The organism is Peribacillus sp. NPDC094092, from assembly GCF_050279365.1.
Taxonomy (GTDB): Bacteria; Bacillota; Bacilli; order Bacillales; family DSM-1321; genus Peribacillus.
On the sequence record NZ_JBNNUC010000001.1, the window covers coordinates 1,767,216 to 1,792,011 of the forward strand.

Genomic DNA, 24,796 nt, shown 5'->3' on the forward strand with positions numbered 1-24,796 from the left:
TTTGTAAGTACATTTTATAATGAAAACCGGCATTTTTACAGACTTTTCTATAATTCTGCCAATTTCATCCTATTAACAGTGGCGAAGAATCATTCATAAATGGAATGGGAGTCAAACATGAAAACTCCCTTATTGGAATCAATAGATTAATTAGCCAGTTGCTTCCCCGCAAACCGAAGCGCTTCTTGAAGGTCCAACATTTCCTGGCGGATTTTTGAATATCCTTTAATTTCAGGCACTTCTTTATTAGTATTTAATCTACCTTTATCTGCCGCTATCGCCATGGTTTCGAAAACATACAGCATTTGTGCGAGATCTCTCTCAGATAGTACTGGCCGTTTAGAGGATTTCAAGCTGGCATTTAGATAATAGCCCAACTGTTCTATCGAAAATATAACGGGCCAAAGAGATTCCAGTCTAGACTTGTTTTTGAATATCTCACCAAGGGATGCATTGTAGACCGTTAATAGATTCACCATATTTGTTTGCATTTTGTTCCTTTCGCTGCTTTCATCTATTGCCAGGTCATTATCCTTTTCAGAGAACGCCATCAATAATAACTGCCCTTGGCTTCGAATCGTTTTGGCCATCAAATGATTGAGAAGACTGGATGCAGAACGGCCGCCAAGTAACAGCGCCCCAATAAGCCCTATCAAGCTTCCAACTACGATATCGGTTATCCTTACGGTCGCAAAAAAACTGAAATCATAGCTTTGGGATGAATATTCCGCCATGATCAATGCTGAAGGGGTAAAAAACATCGCTGCCAATCCATAATTCCGAACGATGAAAAGCTCTGTAATGAATGTCAACAGTAAAATGATCAAAATGATCGTAAACTCGTTATGAACGGCAGCTAGGATCAAACTTGCTATCAGGAGTCCGATGATCGTCCCGAAAGTCCTTTGGACCGCCCGATGGAATGTGGCGATTATGGAAGAACCCGACATAACGGCCGCACAGGATAAGGGAATCCAGTACGAACGGTTAAAATCGGCGGAATAGGCAATGATGGCGGCAATGGTAAGGATTGTTCCATATCGAACGGATGAGAGAAAGACAATTGAATTCTTATCGAACGCCCCAAGAAAAATGGTTTTTATAGAAGGTTTTGAGATGGTTGCTGCTTGATCGATTTTCTGGACAGGTTCATTCAAGATGGCATCTGCATTATAAATCCTCATGAATAAATCTTCCACATCTTCAGTCATTTGGTCAGGTTGAAGGATCTTGCTTTTATTCTTTGTTCTAGATGCAATGGAACCGGCCAGAGCTCGAACGGATTGACCTAATTCCGGCGGAAGTACGATATTTTTGTTCAAGGAAATTTCCAGAGCCTCCAAGAATATGGCATTCGCATGTTCATTCAATAGGAACAACCGCTTTAACTCATCTGAACTTCGCCTGTTTGAAACCCCGGCTAACAGTGTATCCTCAGCGTGTTTCATAGCCAATACCGTTCCCTGTCTTGCTTTATTGAATGTCTCGGTACCCATGGAATCAAAGAATGCCCCCAATTCCATGTACACCTTTTCCACCGCAAGCGATTCCGGTCCATGCGGGTTGAAAAACCAGCCTAACATGCAGATTATCCAAGATAGTGACCCACCCATTAAAACGAGGCCCCCACGCAACGGGGCCAGACTTTGATCAACGGGCATACCTGTCGCAAGTGCAAAACTCAAGACGAAGAATACCGCTGAAGGACCGGTAATCTTTAATGCACCAAATATAAAAAAAACACTTGCCCCGATGATTCCCATCATTATGGCTGTTCCCAATTGGTATGGTGCCAAAATCGTCCCTAAAACAACAGATAAAGCAAGACCCACCATCACAAAGAAAATCTTTTTAGCTCTTTGTTGATATGGTTGGTTAAAAACGTATAAATACGTGAAACCTCCTATTCCTGAAAGTAAACCGTACGCTAAATTCCCGAATAATAAGCCAATGAAAACAGGTAAGGCAGCAGCTATGCCTGCACTTAGTGCTTTCATCCAGGGAAATGGATTCTTCTTTATTTCAAAAGCCTGTTTAAGTGTCGTATGTATCGCATCTGTTTTCAGAGATTCGGAAGGGTGCTTACTTTCATTCATTTGCTATTTTTCCTTTCATTAATGATTCTATTGACTCTGCAGTGAATGAGGAGACTTCTATAATTAATATCCTTCAGATGGATCAAAAGATACCACAAAAGGTAATGAAGGATTGTATATTAACCTGAAAGGAAAACGGCCTTTCCCCGATTGAATTCGAAAAAAGGCCGCTTTTATTATAAGCTGCTCAAAAATCACAATAAAGGACCTTCTCAGCTTCATTACCATAAATCTTATATTTGAGCGAATTCAGGTTCCGCAACTTTTACAAGCTGTTTACCGAGGTTCGTTCCTTTAAACAAACCTAAAAATGCATCAGGTGTGTTTTCGAACCCTTCAATAATCGTTTCTTCATACTTCAGCTTTCCTTCTTGAAGCCACTTACCTAAATCCGTAGCCCCTTCTTGAAATCTAGCGGCATAATTTCCAACTGTGAAACCTTTCATAAGTGCACTGGTTTTGATCATCGCCGATTGCAGACGCGGTCCTAGATCTTTCCCTTCTGCATTATACGAGGAAATCGCTCCGCATAATGGAATTCGGGCATTCGCATTCAAAAGTGTGAAAACAGCATCGGACACCTCTCCGCCCACATTATCGAAATAAACATCGACTCCACCGGGAACTGCATTAGCTAAATCGATTTTGAAACTATCTCTTTTATAATTTACGGCTCCATCAAATCCGAGCTCTTTCGTTAAGTACTCAAGTTTTTCATCTGAACCAGCTATGCCAACAACCTTCGCACCTTTAATCTTAGCAATTTGTCCGACTACTGAACCTACTGCTCCAGCCGCTCCTGAAACCACTACAGTTTCACCTTCTTGAGGTTTACCAATATCAAGCAAGCCAAAGTAAGCAGTTAAACCGGTCATTCCAAGAATCCCTAAATGAGTTGTGACCGGAGCCACCTTGGGATCAATCACGCGGATTTCCTTTTCGGTGACAACTGTGTATTCTGCCCAGTCAATATTCCCAACAACGACATCTCCTTGTTTGAAGGAATTCGATTTGGACTCAACAACTTCAGCAACCACCCCACCCGTGATAACCTTATTCAATTCAAATGGAGCGATATATGACTTGGTATCTTGCATTCTGCCACGCATGTATGGATCGACAGATAAATATAATGTACGCACTAAAATTTCATTATCCTTTGGTGTGGGAACTTCACTCTCAACAAAGTTAAAATCCCCTTTTGAGGGCATACCTTTTGGACGATTTGCCAAGGTGATCATTTGTTGTTTGGTTTGTGCCATCATTGTTCCTCCTTGTATTTTGAATACGTAATTTCGAAAAGAAGCGTATCACTGATGAAGTTCATAGGTCAAAGAATATGATTGGCTATTGCTTCCATAACACTCTTTATGCAATTTCCTTAAAACCCCATACTTGCTATGACCTATTATGTCCCATGTTTTTCATTCATATAAAGGTCAGCAGGAAATGGCTTTGTTACCTTCAATGTTCATTTTGAGCATAAATAATGACGTAGGACTTCCACAATATACGGTTTACTACCAGGAAAATTTAACAGCCTTTCCCCGTTTGGATACCGGAAAAGGCCGCAGCTTGACAGACACTTTTTTTTTAGTCTGCTTGGCAACTATTCAAGCTCAGCAGCTACTTTTTTTCTTCTTATAAATACCCGATGTAAAACGTCAGCATGGACAGTTTGTACTGAAACCTTTGAGACTATGTTCACACTTGAAAAAAAACTTTGGAAGCATATGTGAACTTGGTTTACTGGAAAGTCTACAACGCTCTGGTTGAACGTCTCTTAGATATTTTTTGCCACCGTATTTAGAAAGATACACCGGAAGAATAACCCCCATTTAAGGGAAAATATTGGAATTATATATTAATACTTATCTATAATGAAGACGGATACGAATGACTGAAACAAAGAAACACGTTACATGTTTTTATGCCTATTATTAAAGAAAGGAAATGGCTCAAATGAAAAGACCTTTGGCAATTATATGTATTATCGTAAGTGCTTTTGTAGTAATGGCAGGTTGCAGAACCAAGGACACGGTACAAGTGGAAGAGAAACCGAAGGAAGTGAGCTCGTTGAAAGCTATTGAAGGCAGGTGGGAAGGAGATATTAAGGTTCCAAATCAACCGCTTCCAATCATCATTCATTTTACGAAGAAAGATGGAACGATAAGCATCCCCGTACAAGGATTGAACGAATTCCCATTAACAAGCGTGAAGTTAAGTAAATCAGACTTGTTTTTTGATATGGAAATCCAAAATCAGAAAATAACGTTTGATGGGAAAGTAGATCAGGAAAGGATTTCAGGAACATTTGTTCAAAATGGGCAAGCGTTCCCCTTTGAATTACTTAAGAAATCGGATCAGGCAGCTGAAGAGAAAGAATCAGGTGAGATCGTGCAGGCCGACATAAAGGACGGAACCATTAAAGGCCTTTTGGAAACACCAAAAAATGAAGGGCCTTTTCCTGTGATGATTATAATTGCGGGTTCTGGACCGACCGATAAAGATGGTAACTCCGTTGCAAATGCAGGAAAAAATAATAGTTTAAAAATGTTAGCCGGGAGTCTTGCAGAAAAAGGTATTGCAAGCATTAGGTATGATAAACGCGGAATTGGTGAAAATGTGCAATTGGCAGGAAAAGAAAAAGACCTGAGATTTGAACAATATATTGATGATGCAGCTGCTTGGGCTCAATTTGCCAAAAAGGATGCCCGTTTTTCCAAAGTTGGCATCATCGGGCATAGTGAAGGCTCTTTAATCGGGATGGCAGCCGCAAAGAAAACAGAAACAGACATATTCATTTCATTAGCGGGTGCAGGTGAACCCATTGACCAAGTACTCATTAAACAGCTTGAAGAGCAACTGACACCGAAGTTATTAACGGAATCCAAAGAGATACTGGCAAAGCTGAAACAAGGAAAACAAGTCAGGACTGTCAGTGCTGATTTGCAAAGTGTATTCCGGCCTTCTGTTCAACCTTACATGATTTCTTGGATTCAATATAACCCGATAGAATTAGTAAAGGAACTGAATATCCCTGTTCTAATCGTAAACGGTAATAGAGATATTCAAGTGCCGGCAACCAACGCAAAAGCGTTACATGAGGAAAAAAGCGATTCTGAATTACTTATCCTCGAAAAGATGAATCATGTATTGAAAGAAGCCCCTGCAGATCGAAAGGGAAATTTAGCAACCTATACAAATCCTGAACTACCATTATCCCCTGGCTTGGTGAATGGAATCATTGAATTTTTAAACAAAAATGACATCACAAGTAATGACGATCATAAAAAAAACAATTGAGAATTGTGTCTCCACAAGTTTCAGGTAATTGGCATACATAATGATCCCATAGTAGCATTAAATTACCAAAAGGACTTTTAGCAGGGGAATTTTTAAAACTAAAAAACAAAAGGCAGCAGCAATCTGCCTTTTGTTTTTTAGTTTTTCTCCGAGATACTTTGTCCCACTTTTTTTGAAAGAGCATGAATTAATGGTAAAGTGCCAATAACTGTGGAGCAAATACTTCATATAAAGTACATACCAAAATCAGTTTCGTTCATTCCCCCAAAAAAAAAAGCACGCAAAATATATTCTACCGAGGTTATGAGAAATATCGTCACTTGAAATAGCCTCCTGATAACGACTCTAACAAAATCTTACTTTCAGAAAAACAATGGTAGGTTATCTAACAAGAAGGAAGAATTTGTATAAAATCATTAGTATAATTGATGAAATTACAATAAGAAAGGAAAGATCACTATGAAGATGTTTATACTTGCTTTAAAAAAGAATACTACATGTATCCTTGAAATCATTTATCTGTATATACTTTTCTTTTTTTCAGAACTGCAAACTACTACTGCAAGTATATTAAAAATAAAGCAGCGATTTATGTAATTTAAACCCCTTGAATGAACTTATGATAAAGAATCCTCTAGTTCCATAACCAGAACTTCAATAATCAAAACAGCCCTTTTGAACACTTTGTCTGTGTAAGATCCCAAACGAAATGAAAATTCTCTTTGCTGGTTCCAGATCGCAACTTGAAAGTCTGACAGCGTTTTAAGAATTTGACTTAGCCCTCTGTAACTCCATTCTAACCAACCTGACTTGAAATGCAGCTTACCCCCTTTTTTAACAGGCAATGATACCTTTTTATCATCCTTACTGATGAGCTATCGCTTACTGGCCAAGGGAGGCTTTCTTCTTGTTGTACGTCAAAATACATTCATCACATGCCTTATATCCTGACAGGATTTTTTTGGGTAAAACAATGGTTTGAATATCACTTGAGTTAAATGTTCTTTGCAAGTTAAACATAAGTTCACCAAAAAGGGACAAACTGTATTTGAAAAAAGAAAGGAGATGTGAGACATGACAAAAAAATTCAACAATGGCAGCCGTAATCAAAATTCACCGCATTTACACGGACAAACTCCAGTTAGTGGGGACAACAGTAAAGGAAATAAAAGAAATAAAGATCAAAGTTCCAAAACAGAGTAATTAAATGAAACAAACCGGCCACCTTCAGACCGGTTTGTTCCTTTTGTAACTAAAAAGTCCAATTCACTATCGGCGTTATCCCGAATGTAAATGGAGTCCTACAAAACTGCCCCCAGAAAAGAGGTCATTCATTCGGTTTTCATTAAAATATCGGAAGTGAATTATTAAGTTAGATATTTGATTTTTTTTGTCTTGGAACATAGTGCCCTTCCATAGTCGTTTCTAAACTATCGGTACCTTGATGAGTATAATTAAAGTTTTTTGTCATAAGGCTTACCACCACCAAGACTACGATATTGACAAATAGGGCAATAATTCCTACATTCAGGTCTTTAATTGCTTGAGGAAGATATGGAAATAGTTTACTGATTTTTATGTTCCCTAGTTCCATAATAGAGACTAGCACTCCCCCTGTTATTATCCCGGCAAATGCTCCATGTTTGGTTACAAAATTCTTTTTCATCAAACTTGCGAAAAAGGCAGGAGCAAGTTGTGTGATGAAATTATAGGCAATTAAAGCGAGACTAAAAAGGGTGTTTCCACCTTTAAAGGTCAAGTAAATCCCGACAAGTGAAATAAGGGGAACCAAGTATTTTACCAGTTTTGCAATTTGATCTTCCGTTGCTGATGGAGTGAATACGCTATATACGTTTTTTGCAAGCAATGTTGATATTGACATTAACAGCATGGAACTTGGGACTAGAGCGGCTAACACGCCTGTACCACCGATTAAGCCCACAAACCATGGATCAAAATCCTGTTTAGAAAGCTGCAGCAAGATAAGATCGGCGTCGCCGCCTTTTAATCCAGGCATTTGTAAGATCGCTGCAAACCCGACAAAAAAGGCAAACAATAAAATCAATTGGTACAATGGCATTAGGATGGCATTTTTTCGTAAGGCTTTTTCGCTGGATGCAGCATAAATAGGAGAAAACCCGTGCGGCCACATATAAAATCCAATAGAGCTTAATACAACAGTGGATATATACCACGAAACGCTCATTCCCTGATCTGGTAGTATGGTATAGTTCGGCTTTGCCTGTTCAATGGCCTCATACATAGGTTGAAGCCCGCCATAATAATGAAGCGGGAAATACACTCCTAAAAATACGACAATGCCAAGAATCAGAATATCCTTCAAAATAGCTGTCCTGGCAGAACCGTGAATACCGGAAACCATTACAAAAATGGTAACGCCAATCGCTCCGACCCAAATGGCTGCTGTAGAAGGGATTGCCCCATAGGATGTTGCTGAAACGATATATCCTAACCCCTTCAATTGCAGGACTAAGTAGCAAGTACATGCAATAACACCTATTACAGCAACAAGCACACCAAGATAAGGACTTTGATATTTTTTCACAAAAAAATCTGATTGGGAAACTAATTGGTGTTTCTTTGCATACCTCCAGATAGCAGGAAATGTCCAATAGGAGATCACTGTAGCCAGACAGCCATATGACACGATGCTAAATATGGAACCCCCTTCACCATATGCCGAACCACTTGCACCCAAAAAGGTGAAAGTAGTATACATTTCACCTGCGGACAAGAGGAAAATCAATAGGGCTCCCATCCCGCGTCCTCCAACCGACCATTGTTCCAAGTTCATTTCTTTCCCTTTTTTAGCCTGGATGCCGATCAAAACAGAAATGACGAAAAAAAACAGGATAAATAAAACGGCAATATTCATCTTGAATCCCCCTTCTGATTAGCAGGGTCCAGTAAATAAATAATCCCCATTATACCTGTGGTCAGCACAGACCAGAGTACAATCCAAAAATGAAAAAATGGCATTCCCAGAACATAGGGAGTCACTTTATTTGTAAACAGAGCGCCCACAATAAAGCCAAGAAACGGGACAATTCCGAGCCAATATATTTTTTTCAAACTCTTAACCCCCTAGTATGTCAGATTTAACATTTTCAAAGTTCCATGAACATATAACTTCAACCCATATTGTAAAGCCTGTTCATCGATCGTGAATTTAGGATGATGGTGAGGATGTATTATCCCTTTTTCTTCATTACGGGCTCCTATTACAATATAAGATCCCGGAACTGCTTTTTGAAAAGCAGAGAAGTCTTCACTTCCCATTATCGGCTTTAAAATCTCTCGACTTCCTTCACCAAATACTTCACAGATCGTTTCGTCCATCAATCGAGTAACTTGTTCATCATTAATGGTAGGTGCATAACCAAAATGATAATCGAATTCATAAGTTGCTCCATGTGCTTCCGTTATCCCTTTTACAATGCGTTCGATATAGGTTGGAACGTTTTCCCTCAGTTCCGGATTGAAGCTTCGAACTGATCCACCAATGCTTACCTTACTTGGAATGACATTAATCGCAGTTCCCGCATGGAACTGGGTCACTGAAATCACAAGGGCTTCCTGGGCATCCCGATACCTCGAAACAATGTGCTGGAGATTCGATACAACCTGTGTTCCAATCGCTATGGGATCGACGGTAAGTTCAGGCTGTGAGGCATGCCCCCCTTTACCGGCCACAGTAATGTTAAAAGTATCGGCTCCTGCCATCACCGGACCGTAACCGAAACCAATTTTCCCGAAAGGTAGAGTCGACAAGAGATGGGTGCCAATGATCATATCCACCCCATCCAGTACACCGGCTCTCACCATTTCTTGAGCTCCACCGGGCGGCAGTTCCTCAGCATGTTGAAATAAAAAACGGACCTCCCCTTTAATTAGATCCTTTAACTGTGTAAGAATTTTTGCTGTGCCAAGCAGCATCGCCGTATGCCCATCATGTCCGCATGCATGCATAACTCCTGAATTCTGTGACACAAAGTCAAAATCATTCTCTTCCTCAATTGGAAGCGCATCCATATCTGCCCGCAGTGCAATAACCTTCCCAGGCTGCTGACCGATCAAACGAGCCATAATGCTCGTTTTTGTCGGACGTGAAATTTCTAATTCACCAAAAGTTTGCAGCTTTTCATAAACAAATTGTGCTGTTTTTTCCTCCTGAAAAGAAAGCTCCGGATACTTATGTAAATATCTTCTCCAAGCAATCACTTCATCTTTAACAGCTTCGATTAACTCTTGAATCATTATCGTTTGAGACACCCACAACAACCCCTTTTTCATTCAATTTACATATCAGCCTTTATTTTAGGATAGTTTAAGGAAAAAATTCCTTAAATAGAGTATAATCTCCCGCGGTTTTTATTTCAATATTTTTTGAAAATTCCAAACCATTACCAAACCCCACATCCAGTTGCCGAGTTTTAGAAAAATTTAAAGCGCAGCATGAAGCAGAAATAAAAAGGCACCCCATTTATGGGTGCCTTTTATTTATAATAATCGATAAATTTTACTCGGCCTTCCACGAGTGGAGCTAGCCTCTTCCCCAATGCATTGTGCCAAATCAACTTCGCACATATCTGCAATAATTCGCCGTACATTACGCTCTGTCATATCAAGATGTGTCGCTAAATCCTTTGTAGTAAAATCACTCCAGCCCATTCTTTGAACGAGAGATGATATTTTCTTAAACGTTTTAACGCTGATATTCCCGTTTTTCAACTTTTCAATAAGGGGTTTATTGTGGGAACGGGTATCATATTGCAATTCTTTCTTTTTGCCTGGTGATTCAATAATTTTGCCATCACCTTGAATAATCACGATTTCACGCTTTTTCATCTCTTTCGAATGTTGAATGGCACGAAAAGCATTGATTTCAGCTGAATAGGCAGTCTCACCGAAGCCAATTCCAACGGTAACGGGAGTATCTGCTTCAAATGCCAATTTTTGAATGGTATCCTCGAGCGTAATGATTTCTCGTTCAATTGCGCCGCGAGAACTAAAAATCATGTACCTTCCGTTCCCTTTCTCTGAAAAGGAACCATTTATTTTTTCGCCAAGTTGAATCAACATTTCCTTTAACCGGAGTTCCAAGTACTGTAAATGATAAGGAGTTTTCATTTCTTCAGCCACTTTGTTAAAATATTCGACTTCAATGATTTCTACTCCGATTTGTGTATCCTTAAAGTAGGAAGTCTTTACTTTCTCAGAAAGAATTCGAAGCGTTTGCCGCACTTCCATCTTACTCATCGACATACGGTAGGCTGGAATGCCATATCCTCTTAAAGCTTCACACACGGACGGAAAACAAGAAAAAGCTCCTTCTGTCTTTCCCGCATTCCATAAATTCAAGTGAAAATGTACCAATTCATCAGTATCAACATCTGTATCAAACTCTTTCGTATAAATCTTTTTGGTTTTTATATTCAATTGTGACAATGCTTCTTCGCTAATATTATTAGAGGACATAGTATCAATACTTAGATGCTCAATGATTTTCCCCTGTTCGTAGATCATCTCTAATAAGGATTTATAAAAACCTGATTCCGTGGCCGGAACATGGACCATTATTTTTTCTGTACCTAGTGCCTTTTGGGCAATATCATAGGGAAGTGGTCCAGAAAAAAGCCATGCATGTACGTTAGAATCATGTTCCTTTACTATAGTCTCTACTTCATCTGTCTTTACATAGGGCAAAGAGATGAATTCCAACTCATGCTTATATTCTTCTGCCAAGATTAAAATTTGTTCTATAGAAGTTTTTAGACCGACCAGTCCGATTTTATACATCCATTAATCGACTTCCTTTATAATCTGTTATAGATTCAATGTTCTTTGCATAATATCCTAGTTTAATTTAAGTCATGATCACGTAATCCAAATTCTTCTGCTGCCTAACTATTTCTCACTTTGCAGTTGTCTTGTCCTCTTTATCATAACAGCAGCAAAAAGAAAAGAGTGATAGCAATGGTATATATGTTGCATTCTAAAGCAAAGAATTCCCTTCAAATCTCTCATCGGCAAACAAATTTCATTTACGTATATACCAAGAACGTCGTGTATTACTTCTTTAACATATAAATCTTCCGAGGTCTTCCGCGAGGTGATTGAAGTTCTTCTCCTTTGTACTCCACTAAACCACTTTCACTCAAACTACTCAAAATTCTCTGGGCATTTCGAACGGTCATGGATAAATGAGAGGCTAAGTCTGAGGAGGTGAATCCGTCCCAGCCCATACGATCAACCAATGCTTCTATCTTTTTATACGTTTTTACACTAATGTTAGCCTGATTCAATTTATCTAACAGTTCTTTATCATTAGAGCGGAAGGTATATGCCAATTGTTCTTCTTGACCTACGGATTCAATCATTACACCATCTTCCTGGATAACGACAATTCCGGAACTGTCTTGTTTCTTCGAATGACGGATCGCCTTGCGGGCATTGATTTCTGCTGATGCTGCCGTCTCACCAAAACCAATACCAACTGCAACGGGGACATCCATTTCAAGGGCCAGTTGTTGAACAGTACTTTGCAAGCTGCCAATTTCCCGTTCAATTGCCTTTCGTGAACTAAATATTTGATAGCGGCCGTTTCCATTTTCGATGAGGGATCCATCTAATTTTTCGCAAAATGTAAGTAATGTTTGTTTAATCTTAAGCTCCACATGCTGCAGATGGTAACGAATATTAACCTCGTCAACAAATTGATCGAACTGATCAATTTCAATGATTTCCACGCCTATTTGGCTATCCTTGAAATAAGTGCTTTTTGCTTTTTCAATTAAAATCTTGACCGCTTGCCGAATTTCCATCTTTGTCATATTTATTTTGTAAACAGGAACATTCTCCTTCTTCAATGCCTCATACACAGATTGTAAAACGGTTAGGACACCATGTACCTCCCCTTCCCTCCACAAATGAAGATGAAATTGAACAATGTCTTGAAAATCATATTGTTCATCAAATGTTTTTACATAAATATGTTCGGTGGAAATCCCCAGCTCTTGTAACGATTCTTGCAAAAAAAAGTCTTCCAATCGAATCATATCGATGGATATCTTATCAAAAAAATATTTTTGATCAGCCGACATTTGTAGAAAACATCTATATAAACTAGATCCTACAGGAGGACAATACGTAAAATTGGCATCTGAATCTAACATTTCTTTAGCTATTCTATATGGGACCGGTCCAGAGAAAAACCAACCATTTACTGCATTTTGGTGATTTTTTATAATGTCCGTTACCTCACGTGCATCTTCATATGGAAAATCAATAAAATCTATTTCATGTTCAAATTCATTAGTAACATCCCGAATTTTCTTTATTGATGAAAGTGGACCTACAACACCAATTTTATACAAGTTTATTTCACCCCTACATCATACTATTAGTTTTATTATATCAAAATAACCAACCTTTACAGGGAATAAAAAGTGAGCTCAACCTATAAAAGCGTGTACACCGTTGACATAAGTAAGCGGTGCTACTTTACATGGTTTCTTATCAATCGTGAGTTCAAGAGTGGCAAGACTTATTGATTCGAGGCTTTCGAATCCCATTGTTCATTTCACATGAATTACCATAAAATAATTTCCCTTTTTTCTGAAAATTTTATTGAAATAGATTATTCTTAATTATATAATACATTTAACGAAAATAGCGTTAAATATTCGTTAAATAAAAATCTGTATATTGGAAGGAATTAATGAAGTTCACAAAGGTTGAAAGACTGTAATTGAGTTTAAGGCATGTTTAGAGAAAAAGTTTATAAATGGAATGGTGCAAACCGCACAAACTACAAATGGAAGAAGGTTTAGGAGGAGAATGTAATGGAACAAAAAGTAATCAAAGATACAACGAATCTTCAAAATCAGAAAACGGGTGGTTTTTTCAATCGAGTAGAGCGAATAGGAAACAAAATCCCCCACCCCTTTATCTTATTTATTTATATGATTGCCTTTTTATTTGTTGTAACCGCTCTCTTATCAGTTTTCCATGTTTCGGCATCGGATCCGATAAGTGGAGAGAAAGTGGAAGTTCAAAACCTCTTAAGCCGTGAAGGCATCCAATGGATTTTGCCGAATATGATTAAAAACTTTTCCGGTTTTTTACCACTGGGATCTATTTTAGCTCTTATGCTAGGAGTAGGATTAGCAGAAAAAGTTGGATTGTTAGAAGTTTTGATTCGGAAAATGTCGTTAAAAGTCTCAGGGAAATACGCTAGTTATTTAGTTGTATTTGTTGCCTTCTTTAGTCATGTTTCTTCTGATGCTGCACTTGTCATCATGCCTCCCCTTGGTGCTTTAATTTTCCTTGCTGTGGGACGTCACCCAGTTGCTGGGTTGCTCGCTGCCATCGCTGGGGTTGGTTCAGGTTTCACTGCCAACTTATTAATCGTCACAACAGATGTTTTGCTTTCAGGAATTAGTTCGGAAGTAGCGAAAGGCATGAATGCAAATTTGACCGTTAACGTTACGGATAACTGGTTCTTCATGGCGACTTCCGTTCTCGTACTCACGGTAGTTATATCCTTGATTACAGATAAATTTGTCGAGCCGCGCTTAGGAAAGTATGAAGGTGGCGGTCAGCATAAAAAATTGGAGCAATTAACGAAGCAACAAAACAAAGCACTCCTGGCGACAGGTATTTCAGCATTGATTTTTATAGCTGTTATGGCCATTCTAGTCGTTCCAGAAGGAGCTCTATTACGAAATCCAGAAACTGGAGCCATTCTTCCCTCTCCATTCATGTCTGGAATTGTCGCAATCATCTTACTCTTCTTTTTTACAGTTTCTATTACTTATGGAGTTAAGGTGGGAGCAATCAAGAAACAAAATGACATTCCGGAATTATTGGTGGACCCAATTAAAGGAATGGCCGGATTTATCATTATGGTTTTCCCGCTATCCCAGTTTGTCGCTTGCTTTAACTGGAGTAATATGGGGAAATTCCTGGCTTTATCCATCACAGATCTTTTGGAACAGCTAAACATAGAAGGCGCACCTGTCCTAATTGGGCTAATGTTCTTATCCGGACTTCTTTCCATGTTCATTGCCAGCGGATCTGCAATATGGTCTATATTGGCACCCGTTTTTGTCCCGATGTTCATGGTATTAGGCTATCATCCTGCCTTCGCCCAAATGTTGTTCAGGGTAGCAGATTCATCTGTACTGCCATTGGCACCTGTATCTCCATTTGTCCCACTATTCTTAAGTTTCTTACAAGAGTATCGAAAAGATGCAAAACTAGGAACTTATTATTCTCTTATTTTGCCTTATCCGATTATCATCTTCATCATTTGGACGCTATTGGTAGTCGTTTGGTATTTCCTTGGCCTCCCAATTGGTCCCGGAGTATATCCGAAATTACCATAAGTTTAAAAATCTCAAGCGCCTCGCATGCCCCTTATCCTACTTGAGGGGCTGGGCTGCTTGGTGTAGACACCAAATTATTATATGAATGATCATCAAATATATTAGGAGTGAAACGAATTGGATATTATTTCTTTAAGACGTGATCTTCATCAACATCCAGAAGTTGGATTTACGGAATTTCGAACTGCTTCAAAGGTAGTAGAAGCACTGACTTCCCTGAAATATGACGTGATATTTGGAAAAGATGCTTTAGATGGTGATTCTCGCCGTGGAGTCCCCCCTATTGAAGTATTAGAGGAAACATTTAATAGAGCACTACAAGATGGAGCCAATCCAAAAATACTCCAAGAAATGGAGGGTGGATATACTGCCGTCATTGGTGTATTAAAAGGAAAAACTGCTGGCCCGACTGTAGCTTTCCGCTTTGATATGGATGCATTGCCTGTTACGGAAAGTATTGATTCAGACCACTTCCCGCAAATAAACGGTTTTCGTTCCAAATATGAGGGGAATATGCATGCCTGTGCACACGATGGCCATACAGCAATTGGCTTAGGACTTGCTGAAAAATTAGCGGACGGGAATTTTTCAGGAACGGTAAAGCTTATTTTTCAGCCTGCCGAAGAGGGAGTACGCGGTGCCTATTCAATTGTACAAAAAGGGATTTTGGATGATGTGGATTATTTATATTGTCTGCACCTTGGCACAGATGTCCCCCTAGGAGAATTTCATGGTGGTTCTTCCGGCTTTTTAGCAAGTACGAAAATGGCTGCCCATTTTTATGGGGTATCTTCTCACGCAGGTGCTTCCCCGGAAAAAGGGAAAAATGCATTGTTAGGAGCAGCCACCGCATTGTTAAATATACATGCCATTCCAAGATTCAGTTCAGGTTCTACCCGCATAAATGTAGGTATTCTTAACGGAGGAACAGCCGCTAATATTATTCCAGCTCATGCAAAAATGGTCATTGAGACCCGGTCTGTATCCGAAGAAACAAATGCTGAAGTGGAACAACGTGTTCGAAATATCGTGGCTCATAGTGCAGGTATGCATGAGCTTGAACATGAAATTGAAATTATAGGTCAAGCAATCACGATTCGTTGTGATCAAGAACTTGTCGAACTGGCCATGGAAGAAGCAAGGAATGTAGATGGTTTTTCAACAATCAAAGCATGCAGGGAATCCGGTTCTGCTGGTAGCGAAGATGCAAGTTTTATGATTCGAAGAGTACAGGATAATGGCGGGAAAGGGACATATATGATTATTGGGACTGATATTCCTGCACCACATCACCACCCTAAATTTGATATTCAGGAAGAAGTTTTACCAAGGAGTGCAGAACTTTTGAATCTAATTGCAAGACGCCTATTAAAATAATTCTTCAGAATATATATATAGGAAGGAAAGTGTGTAAAAATGACACATGTAAATAGATTATCGGAAATCATTGAACAAAAAAAAGGAAAATTCATTGAAGTCAGTGACTGTATATGGAATTTTGCGGAAACTCGCTTTGAAGAATATCAATCTGCTGAATTGCTTTGCAGCACGTTAGAAAGCGAAGGATTTTCTGTCGAAAAAGGTGTTGGAAACATAGAAACGGCATTTATCGGTAGCTTTGGGACCGGTAAACCTATTGTGGCAATCATGGGAGAATTCGATGCGCTGTCAGGTATGAGTCAAAAAAAAGCTACAGCTAAACAAGAGCCAATAGTACAAGGTGAAAATGGCCATGGATGTGGTCACAATTTACTTGGTACGGGTTCTTTAGCTGCAGCTGTTGCAGTGAAGGACTATATGGAAGAGAATCATATAAATGGAACAGTTCGTTATTATGGATGTCCAGGAGAAGAAGGCGGATCAGGCAAAACCTTCATGGTCAGGGAAGGTTTGTTCGATGACGTTGATTTTGCATTTTGTTGGCACCCACTGGATGTTAACGGCGTGATGTCGATGGATTCGCTTTCCAATTTCCAAGTGTATTATAAGTTTAAAGGCAAAAGCTCTCATGCAGCAGCATCACCACATTTGGGACGGAGTGCTTTAGATGCCGTGGAACTTATGAATGTTGGCGTGAACTATTTAAGAGAGCATATCATTCAAGAAGCAAGGGTCCATTATGCAATAACGAATTCAGGTGGATTATCACCTAATGTTGTCCAACAAGATGCAGAAGTTCTTTATTTATTACGAGCTCCAGAAGTTTCACAAGTTCAAGATATTTACTTGAGAGTTTGTAATATTGCTAAAGGGGCTGCCCTTATGACAGGAACAGAATTAGAAATCGTTTTCGATAAAGCCTGTTCCAATGTTATCCAAAATAACGTGCTAGAATCCGTCATGCACAAGAATTTTCAAGAATTAGGTATTCCACAACACGATGATAAGGAAAAACAGCTTGCCAAAGAAGTCCGCGCCACCTTAACTGAACAAGAAAGGAACAGTACAATCAATCCTTTTAAAGATAATCAAGATGATGCATTGGCAAATTGGTTAGAACCGATTGAGGGCTTCCAAGCGCCATTAACTGGTTCATCGGATGTGGGAGATGTCAGTTGGATTGTTCCTACTGCCCAATGCACAACAGCTTGTTTTGTTCTTGGGTCACCTTTGCATAGCTGGCAGTGGGTTACACTTGGATCAACATCCATTGCCCATAAAGGAATGCTTCATGCTGGCAAGGTTATTGCGGCAACTGCAGTAGAAGTACTTCAAAATCCGGAATTAATTGAAAAGGCAAAAACGGAGCTAAAAGAACGATTACAAGGGAAAAGCTATATCTCCCCTATTCCGCAAGATGTAAAGCCTTCAGTTAAAAGGTGATAGACTAGATTAGCGGGCTGCCCGTATCGTCAATTGTCCGTAGTTATATGGTAATTTAGTTCATGGAAAATTATGATGTATAAAAAGGGAATTCGGAAAACATATTTTTCATCAAAAGATGTTCCCAAACCAACACCTTCAACTCCTCTAGTATGTTTTCTATCTAAATGTTAGAACAAAGTTGATTGGAGAGAAAGGTGCGAGACTCCTGCGGGAAATGCGTGTCTCGGGGAGACCCCGCAGGCGCATGCCGAGGAGGCTCCCCGAACGTCCGCGGAAAGCGAGTTTCTTGAGCGGAATCCACGTCCAAATTGTACAAGCCATAAAAATCTGTGGCAAACTCGACTTCTTCGAATTTGTCTAAAGTCTCAGGGATCTTCGATCGGAAGATCCCTTTTCCATTTTGGATTTAAATTAATTCTCGGAAATCTCTAAGTATCATAAAAATGAATAGGAAGAAGCTTATCCCTTCATGTTCAACAAATATCCTTCAATTTCGTGCTTGCTTTTTAATATAACTATTAGCTTTTCAGGTTCACTCTTTTGAAGTTCTGCAAATCTCATTTTCATTTCTTTCTGGCGAGGAAAGTAGGTGGTCATGATAAATTTAACAAACTGCCAGTCTAATTTTTCATTGCAGCCTTTGCCCATATCAGGTCTAGTTTTACCTAGATAAGATAACCAACGTTTTATAACACGGTAAAGGCAAACATGGAGAGGAAGTTCTAAATAAATAATCGTATCGGCAAGCTCCTAACGTAAATTAAAAGAATGACTATAATTGCCTTCCATTATCCACTTGTCATGACTCAATACTTCCTTCTGAGCAGAAATAAAATCCTCTATAGGAGCTTCCACCCAGCCAGGCCTCCAGTAGAATGCATCCAAATGATGGACTTCGATATCCAAATTATCTCCAAGTCTTCTTGCAAAAGTAGATTTTCCGACACCCGCGGATACTCCGATAACCATGATACGTTCCATTTATATACCAGCTTCCTCACTTTATTAATTGAAATAACCAGTAAGTCTACCAAATATATATAACCTTTTTAACATCCTTCTTCCTCTGCACTTCCCTTTTAGTTCCATAGAAAAGGCGACCCTTCTTGAATGAAGAATCGCATCAGTTATAGAATAGGAAGCATTGTTACTGCGTTGTCCTGTCGATGAACGAGCCTGCCTTATATTTTTCTCTATTAAATCAGTTGCCCTAAATGTTTCTTTGCCTCGTAATCTACAAGTTTTTCATCCTGTTTAATTCGTGCCAGATAATCCGGGTTGGCTAAAAGCGGACGCCCAATCGCCGCAACGTCAATAATGCCTTTTTCCAGTGCGGCTTCTGCAGTTTCAGGATCAAGCCCCCCTACACCAATTATGATTCCATCCCAATGGCTGCGTACCAATTCATGCATCGTCAATCCTCTGGCAATCGGTTTGGCAAATTCCATCGTGGATGGGTGAATCATTTTGACTCCTGTTTCATTGAACGCTTCAATAAATGTTTGGATCGCTTTTTCAGGGTCTTCCCACATGTAAGACGGCTGGTCAATTTTTAACGCCGAGAAACGAATAAGGGTGCGTTCCACTCCAATTGCATCAATAACCGCTTTTAGCACTTCCTTCATAAAAGTCAGACGCTGTTTTAAATCACCACCGTACCGATCGGTCCTTTTATTGGAGGTGTCTGAATTGAACTGGTCTATTAAGTAGCCATGTGCACCATGAATTTCAACGCCGTCAAAGCCAGCATCCATTGCATTCTTTGCAGCTTGTTTATATTGGTTCACAACTTCTGCAATATCCGTTTCTGTCATTTCTTCAGGAGTGTCAAAAGGTTTACCGAATCGTGAGACCTTACCTTCTGCAGCGATAGGTGACGGGGCCTGCGGAGGAAGTCCTCCTGCAATTTCATGGTGGCTTGCACGGCCCACATGCCAGATTTGCGCAATGATCGTTCCGCCATATGCGTGCACTGCTTCCGTTACTTTTTTCCACCCGTTGATTTGCTCTTGAGTATATATTCCGGGAACCCCAGGATTGCCCTTTGCTCTTGGTGAAATCACTACACCTTCAGTGATGATAAGCCCGATTCCATCTTGTGCCCGCTTTCGGTAATATTCTACGGTAAGGTCGTTCACAACACCCGTTTCATTATCGGCAAACGCCCGTGTCATAGGAGCCATTGCCGTTCTTGTTTTTAAGTTCCATGCACCTATAGTTACAGGTTCAAACATTTTTGTTTTCATTGCATTCATTTGAATTCCTCCTGTTAACCGCTTTACCTGGGCTAAATTTTAGTAACTATTACTGTGTAAGATTATCCGATAAGTGGACGGTTTTCAAATAATTCACTCTATTTTTTATAGCTTTCGATAAAATATGGTATTAAGGACCAATAAAAAGTTATTGTTTTTTTCCAAACAAAAAGCCAGACAGGAAAAAACTTTTCCCTGCTGGCTAATTTATCTTTTTTCATTAGGCTGTTTTCGCATACTTTGTTGCGATTTAACAAGTAATGCGGTGTGGTTGATTTCCCCTCCAGATGCTCGCTTTCCGCGGAGCGGGCGGTGAGCCTCCTCGGCGTAAACGCCTGTCGTGTCTCACCTGTCCCGCTGCTCTCGCAGGAGTCTCGCACTTGCGCTCCAATCAACCTAAATAGTTTCGTTTTAAAAACAACAATCTTTACGAAAAGAGCCTTTCATTAATATCTCTTCAGTCTCGTGCTGTCCTGATAAAAAACGACACGATCAAACCAATGATTGCAAGGACAAGACCGAAAATAAAGGCATCTTGAACGCCTGCAGTCAATGATCCGCTGATGGCGGATGGATCGAACGGATCTTCTGCATTTGCCATATAATTTTTTTGGGACGCTGACATGATTGTAATGGCAACGGTTGTACCGATGGCCCCCGATACTTGCTGCAATGTATTCATCAAAGCCGTTCCATCCGGATAAAGATTTTTCGGCAGTTGATTCAGACCATTTGTCTGGGCCGGCATCATGACCATCGAAACACCAATCATAAGGAGGGTATGCATGACGATTACCATAATGATCGTCGTTTCAGTCGTTACGTTCGTCAAAGTCCATAACATGACAATCATGATAATGAAGCCTGGGATCACTAACCCTCTTGGCCCGAACTTATCAAAAATGCTCCCAGTGACTGGAGACATGATACCATTAAGCACTCCACCCGGCAATAGTACCAGCCCAGCAGAAAACGCAGCTAATGCAAGACCGGTTTGCAAGTATAATGGTAAGAGAATCATGGATGACATGATGATCATGAAGGTAATGAAGACGGTTATTAACCCTAACGTGAACATCGGGTATTTAAAAACGCGCAAATCAATCATCGGTTTATCCATGTTGAATTGCCTCACAGCAAACAGGAATAGCGCTATAAGTCCAACAATGATCGAAGATAGAACGATCGCATTGCTCCAACCTTGTTCTCCGACAATACTAAATCCATAAACAATTCCCCCAAAACCGATGGTCGATAAAATAATGGAAGGTACATCGATTTTAGGTTTGGTGATTGTTGAAACGTTTTGCATATACTTGAGACCGAATAGTAAAGCAATCACAAAGAACGGCAAAGACACCCAGAAAATGTAATTCCACTTTAGGTTTTCGATAATCAAACCTGAAACCGTCGGTCCGATGGCCGGGGCAAACATGATCACCAGCCCCATCAATCCCATTGTCGCTCCCCTTTTATGAATAGGGAAAATCACTAAAATGGTATTGAACATGAGAGGTAATAAAAGACCCGTTCCTATTGCCTGGATGACACGGGCTAGCATCAAGATGCCGAACCCAGGTGCAATTGCTGCAATGAGCGTCCCAATGATGGAGAACACCATTGAGGCAATGAATAATTGACGAGTATTGAACCACTGAATCAAGAGCCCCGACACGGGAACCAATATCCCCAATGTTAATAGGTAACCCGTTGTCAGCCATTGCACAGTGGACGGACTTGCATTGAATTCTTGTATTAGATCCCCCAGCGCCATGTTTAATGCCGTCTCGCTGAATAACCCAATGAACCCTGCAATTAAAAATGCAATTAATATAGGGGTCGTTCTAATGGCTGGGTTTTGTTGCTGTGTTGCATCTGCAGACATAAAATAATTCCTCCAATTACTAACTGTTCGACCTAAGCTTAAGATAATTTTTCCGCATGACTTATTTATTTATCAGCAATAATGGGATCTGTTCCGCAATGGCTTGGAGAGGTTCCCCGTTTTTCGCCGTTAAGGATAAAAGGATACCGCCTTCAATTAAAGCATTAATTACGATACTCAATTCTTTTGCCCGTTTCTCACTGAATTCCGCCTCGAGCAATTTTTTCACATATATGGATTGCCAATCTTCTATCGCTTCTTGACAGGCCGTTCTTATCTGCTCACTCGTCGTATATGTTTCCGCTGCAATCGTCCCGATTGGCAGTCCTAATAGATTTTCACTATCACCAAAAACCTCGGATAAATGAAAAATATGAGACTGAATGGCTTTGATGGGGTCATCGATTTCATCAAAGCCCCGTTTAATTTCATCTATCACGAATTCCTTCGTATGAATTATCGCCTCAATCGCCAATTCTTCCTTGCCTTTCGGAAAATAATGATACAGCGAACCTTTTGGGATACCACTTTCCTCAATAATGTCCTTGAGCCCTACACCGTAATATCCACGTATCCGAAAAAGTCGGGAAGCAGCTTCAATAAGAATGTCTTTCGAGTTTCGTTTTTCCGCCATAGCTGGATCACTCCTTGAAATTATATCAACCGGTCTATTAGAGACTATACTCGTATATCATTGTTTTGTCAAAAATGACAAAGCCTATAAATGGAATATGCGATTGAACTGATTGTAAACAAAAAGAACACCTCATGATGGTGTTCTCTGCAAGTTTTAAAAATCGAGGACTCAATACTTACAATCCGCTATTTTTTTTAAAACGCTTCCATTAATAATCGAAATGATCCGCCGGCCATCATTATCTTCAAGGATTCTTGTCATGATTTTTGAAATCAAGAATAGCAATTACAAACATGCCAAAGCTTAGCATTAGGGAAATAACTTCGAAAGTACCCATTCATACATCGCCTCCTTATATCCAGCTTTTCCTGATCAGAGATTGTCCTATACAAGAAAAAGATGGAGCAGTGGCTTTTAAACAAAAAAAGGCAAACCCAATCAGGGTCTGCCCTCGTACTTCCTTCTTATGATTGATCGTTGAACTTCAGGGACCGATTACTTTTTAATAGCCAAGTTTTTTTTCCACAACGTTCATTAGTGGTTTACCGTCAGAATAAAGCTTTAAATTTTTCAGGAATACTTCCATCACACGATCTATGTGTTTGGAAGAGTTGTAAGCATTATGCGGGGAAATCATGACATTTTCCAGCTGCCAGAAAGGGTGGTCCTTAGGTAAAGGTTCTACTTCAAATACATCCAGAGCCGCTCCTGCTATGTGCCCATTGCTTAAGCAATCGATTAAATCTTCATCCACAATCGTATTGCCGCGGCCGACATTAATTACATAGCTGCCTTTTTTCATTTTATTTAAGCGTTCTTTATTAAAAAAGTATGAAGTATCCTTTGTATACGGGAGTGCCAAGATGACAAAATCGGACCTGGAAAGGACTTCATCCACTTGATCCATGCCCATTATCAAATCAGCAGGTTCATATTCTATGTTCCTCTTGGAGGGATTCCGGCGGCACCCGATAACGGTCATGCCTAGTGCTTTACATCTCTTCGCTATTTCATAGCCGATATCACCATACCCAATAATCCCCACTGTCGCATTCTCAAGATCTTTCACAGGAATTTCAACCCAGGTTTTGTTTATTTGATTTCTGATCATTGTCGGTATGCCTCTTGCTAGCGAAGACAGCATCGCAATTGTATGCTCGGCTATCGGGACAGATGTACAGCCTTTGACATTGGTGATGATGACATCGCTGTTTTGTATTTCTTCGTTCAGCATGGCCTCCACTCCAGCACTGTCTGAATGGACCCATTTAACCTTAGGAGCTTTTTTTATTATGTTTAGATTATCATGAAGCCCAAGCGTATAAAGGACATCAAACTTTGATAAATCAACCGTTGGCTCTGGTTCAGGTTTGCCGAATTCCCAAGGCTCGACAACAACGTCTGAACAAATCTCCTTGAACTCATTGATGTATTTTTCCGGTATATCGACCCTGATATAAAGTGAAGGTGCTATTTTCTTAGAACCAGTCATTATAAAACCTCCTCAAGACCCTCCGATTCCCTTTTCCCTCTTTTATGGGAAGGCAATCCGTTGCGATTATACCATGCCGTGCAATATGATCACTTCAAGAAATCCGGTTGTTCTTTTCTGATTCTGTCCCAAAGAGGCTGAAAACTCAGCCATCCCTCATATTCCGTTCCCGTTTGTTCTGCCGTTAACTTTGCATACTCTTCTTCTATAAAAATCGGCTTACCAACAGATTCAGCCATTATCTGTGCTTGACATGAACGTTCCATCGTTATGAACCACCAAGCAGCTGAGTCTACAGATTGGCCGACCGTTAACAATCCATGATTGCGGAGGATGACAGCTTTGTATTGACCTAAAGCCTTAGCAATGCGCTTTCCTTCTTCGGATGCATAAACCACACCGGTAAAATCATCAAATAATGCATGGTCATTGTAAAATTGGCAGGCATCTTGCGTAATCGGATCTAACAGCCTCCCTAAGGAAGACCATGTCTTTCCATAGACCGAATGTGCATGTGCCGCTGCAATCGCATCCGGTCGCGCTTTATGGATTTCAGAATGAATGGCGAAGGCAGCACCATTCACGGAATGTTCACCCTCTACAATATCACCTTTATGATTGACCAATATAAGATCCGAAACGGAAATTTGACTAAAATGCATGCCAAAAGGATTGACCCAGAAATGGTCTGTATATTCAGGATCACGGACCGTAATATGGCCAGCAACCCCTTCATCGAAACCGAACTTTGAAAAAAGGCGGAATGAAGCTGCCAAACGTTCCTTCCTGTGATTGCGTTCCTCTTCCATTGTATTGAATGTTGCGGGCTGCAGGGAAATCGTCTTTGTCATTTTTACTTTCCTCCTCGGTTTTTCTTTTTTTTTGCCGG

The 24,796-nt window shown here is 40.0% G+C and carries 18 protein-coding genes and 1 pseudogene; 5 read left to right on the forward strand and 14 right to left on the reverse strand.

The annotated features are described in order from the left end of the window. Positions 1-146: 146 nt before the first annotated feature. Together ACQKNS_RS08440 and ACQKNS_RS08445 are read right to left on the reverse strand one after the other, a co-directional pair. Positions 147-2,096, reverse strand: coding sequence for an FUSC family protein (locus ACQKNS_RS08440; protein WP_427642012.1), 1,950 nt, complete (start codon positions 2,094-2,096; stop codon positions 147-149). A 233-nt stretch (positions 2,097-2,329) separates the two neighbouring features. After that, positions 2,330-3,358, reverse strand: a complete 1,029-nt coding sequence (locus ACQKNS_RS08445) for an NADP-dependent oxidoreductase (protein ID WP_427642013.1) — start codon at positions 3,356-3,358, stop codon at positions 2,330-2,332. 700 nt (positions 3,359-4,058) lie between these two features. On the opposite strand from ACQKNS_RS08445, the gene ACQKNS_RS08450 reads away from it, so the two are divergent. Both ACQKNS_RS08450 and ACQKNS_RS08455 read left to right on the forward strand, forming a co-directional pair. Beyond that, positions 4,059-5,402: an alpha/beta hydrolase family protein gene (locus tag ACQKNS_RS08450; RefSeq protein WP_427642014.1), complete on the forward strand. Its 1,344-nt coding sequence runs from the start codon at positions 4,059-4,061 to the stop codon at positions 5,400-5,402. A 1,074-nt stretch (positions 5,403-6,476) separates the two neighbouring features. Then, positions 6,477-6,605, forward strand: coding sequence for a hypothetical protein (locus tag ACQKNS_RS08455; protein ID WP_427642015.1), 129 nt, complete (start codon positions 6,477-6,479; stop codon positions 6,603-6,605). Positions 6,606-6,774: 169 nt separating this feature from the next. Here ACQKNS_RS08455 and ACQKNS_RS08460 read toward each other — a convergent pair whose 3' ends face one another. The 5 genes from ACQKNS_RS08460 to ACQKNS_RS08480 all read right to left on the reverse strand — a co-directional run bounded on the left by ACQKNS_RS08460 (position 6,775) and on the right by ACQKNS_RS08480 (position 12,799). Beyond that, positions 6,775-8,298, reverse strand: coding sequence for a sodium:solute symporter family protein (locus ACQKNS_RS08460; RefSeq protein WP_427642016.1), 1,524 nt, complete (start codon positions 8,296-8,298; stop codon positions 6,775-6,777). Then, positions 8,295-8,495 (reverse strand): DUF3311 domain-containing protein, encoded by a 201-nt coding sequence (locus tag ACQKNS_RS08465; RefSeq protein ID WP_098370916.1) that lies wholly within the window; start codon positions 8,493-8,495, stop codon positions 8,295-8,297. The genes ACQKNS_RS08460 and ACQKNS_RS08465 overlap by 4 nt, the downstream gene beginning before the upstream one ends. A 12-nt stretch (positions 8,496-8,507) precedes the next feature. Further along, positions 8,508-9,680 carry a M20 family metallopeptidase gene (locus ACQKNS_RS08470; protein WP_427642179.1) on the reverse strand — a complete coding sequence of 391 codons (1,173 nt, stop codon included), beginning with the start codon at positions 9,678-9,680 and terminating at the stop codon, positions 8,508-8,510. A 243-nt stretch (positions 9,681-9,923) separates the two neighbouring features. After that, a complete protein-coding gene (locus ACQKNS_RS08475) occupies positions 9,924-11,222 on the reverse strand; it encodes a hypothetical protein (protein WP_427642017.1) in 1,299 nt (432 codons plus the stop codon). A 272-nt stretch (positions 11,223-11,494) separates the two neighbouring features. After that, complete coding sequence (locus tag ACQKNS_RS08480) at positions 11,495-12,799, reverse strand: hypothetical protein (RefSeq protein ID WP_427642018.1); 1,305 nt, start codon at positions 12,797-12,799, stop codon at positions 11,495-11,497. A gap of 468 nt (positions 12,800-13,267) precedes the next feature. Here ACQKNS_RS08480 and ACQKNS_RS08485 point away from each other — a divergent pair, with 468 nt between their 5' ends. From ACQKNS_RS08485 to ACQKNS_RS08495, 3 genes are all read left to right on the forward strand, one after another. Then, entirely contained in the window at positions 13,268-14,812 is a 1,545-nt protein-coding gene (locus ACQKNS_RS08485) for an AbgT family transporter (protein WP_427642019.1), read from the forward strand. Positions 14,813-14,929: 117 nt separating this feature from the next. After that, a complete protein-coding gene (locus ACQKNS_RS08490) occupies positions 14,930-16,189 on the forward strand; it encodes an amidohydrolase (RefSeq protein WP_427642020.1) in 1,260 nt (419 codons plus the stop codon). Between the two features lie 39 nt (positions 16,190-16,228). Continuing rightward, complete coding sequence (locus tag ACQKNS_RS08495; protein WP_427642021.1) at positions 16,229-17,635, forward strand: M20 family metallopeptidase; 1,407 nt, start codon at positions 16,229-16,231, stop codon at positions 17,633-17,635. A 753-nt stretch (positions 17,636-18,388) separates the two neighbouring features. Here ACQKNS_RS08495 and ACQKNS_RS08500 read toward each other — a convergent pair. The 7 genes and pseudogenes from ACQKNS_RS08500 to ACQKNS_RS08530 all read right to left on the reverse strand — a co-directional run. After that, the gene (locus ACQKNS_RS08500) at positions 18,389-18,619 is read right to left on the reverse strand and encodes a hypothetical protein (RefSeq protein WP_427642022.1); all 231 of its coding nucleotides are present in this window, start codon (positions 18,617-18,619) and stop codon (positions 18,389-18,391) included. A gap of 215 nt (positions 18,620-18,834) precedes the next feature. After that, a complete protein-coding gene (locus tag ACQKNS_RS08505; RefSeq protein ID WP_427642023.1) occupies positions 18,835-19,893 on the reverse strand; it encodes an alkene reductase in 1,059 nt (352 codons plus the stop codon). 457 nt (positions 19,894-20,350) lie between these two features. Next, positions 20,351-21,778: an MDR family MFS transporter gene (locus ACQKNS_RS08510; RefSeq protein ID WP_427642024.1), complete on the reverse strand. Its 1,428-nt coding sequence runs from the start codon at positions 21,776-21,778 to the stop codon at positions 20,351-20,353. 61 nt (positions 21,779-21,839) lie between these two features. Next, positions 21,840-22,412, reverse strand: a complete 573-nt coding sequence (locus tag ACQKNS_RS08515; protein WP_427642025.1) for a TetR/AcrR family transcriptional regulator — start codon at positions 22,410-22,412, stop codon at positions 21,840-21,842. Between the two features lie 247 nt (positions 22,413-22,659). Continuing rightward, positions 22,660-22,752: a putative holin-like toxin gene (locus tag ACQKNS_RS08520; protein WP_220126990.1), complete on the reverse strand. Its 93-nt coding sequence runs from the start codon at positions 22,750-22,752 to the stop codon at positions 22,660-22,662. A 165-nt stretch (positions 22,753-22,917) separates the two neighbouring features. After that, the gene (locus ACQKNS_RS08525) at positions 22,918-23,907 is read right to left on the reverse strand and encodes a D-2-hydroxyacid dehydrogenase (RefSeq protein ID WP_427642026.1); all 990 of its coding nucleotides are present in this window, start codon (positions 23,905-23,907) and stop codon (positions 22,918-22,920) included. An 89-nt stretch (positions 23,908-23,996) separates the two neighbouring features. Next, positions 23,997-24,770, reverse strand: a pseudogene (locus ACQKNS_RS08530) (class II aldolase/adducin family protein); the annotation flags it as partial. Positions 24,771-24,796: the final 26 nt, after the last annotated feature.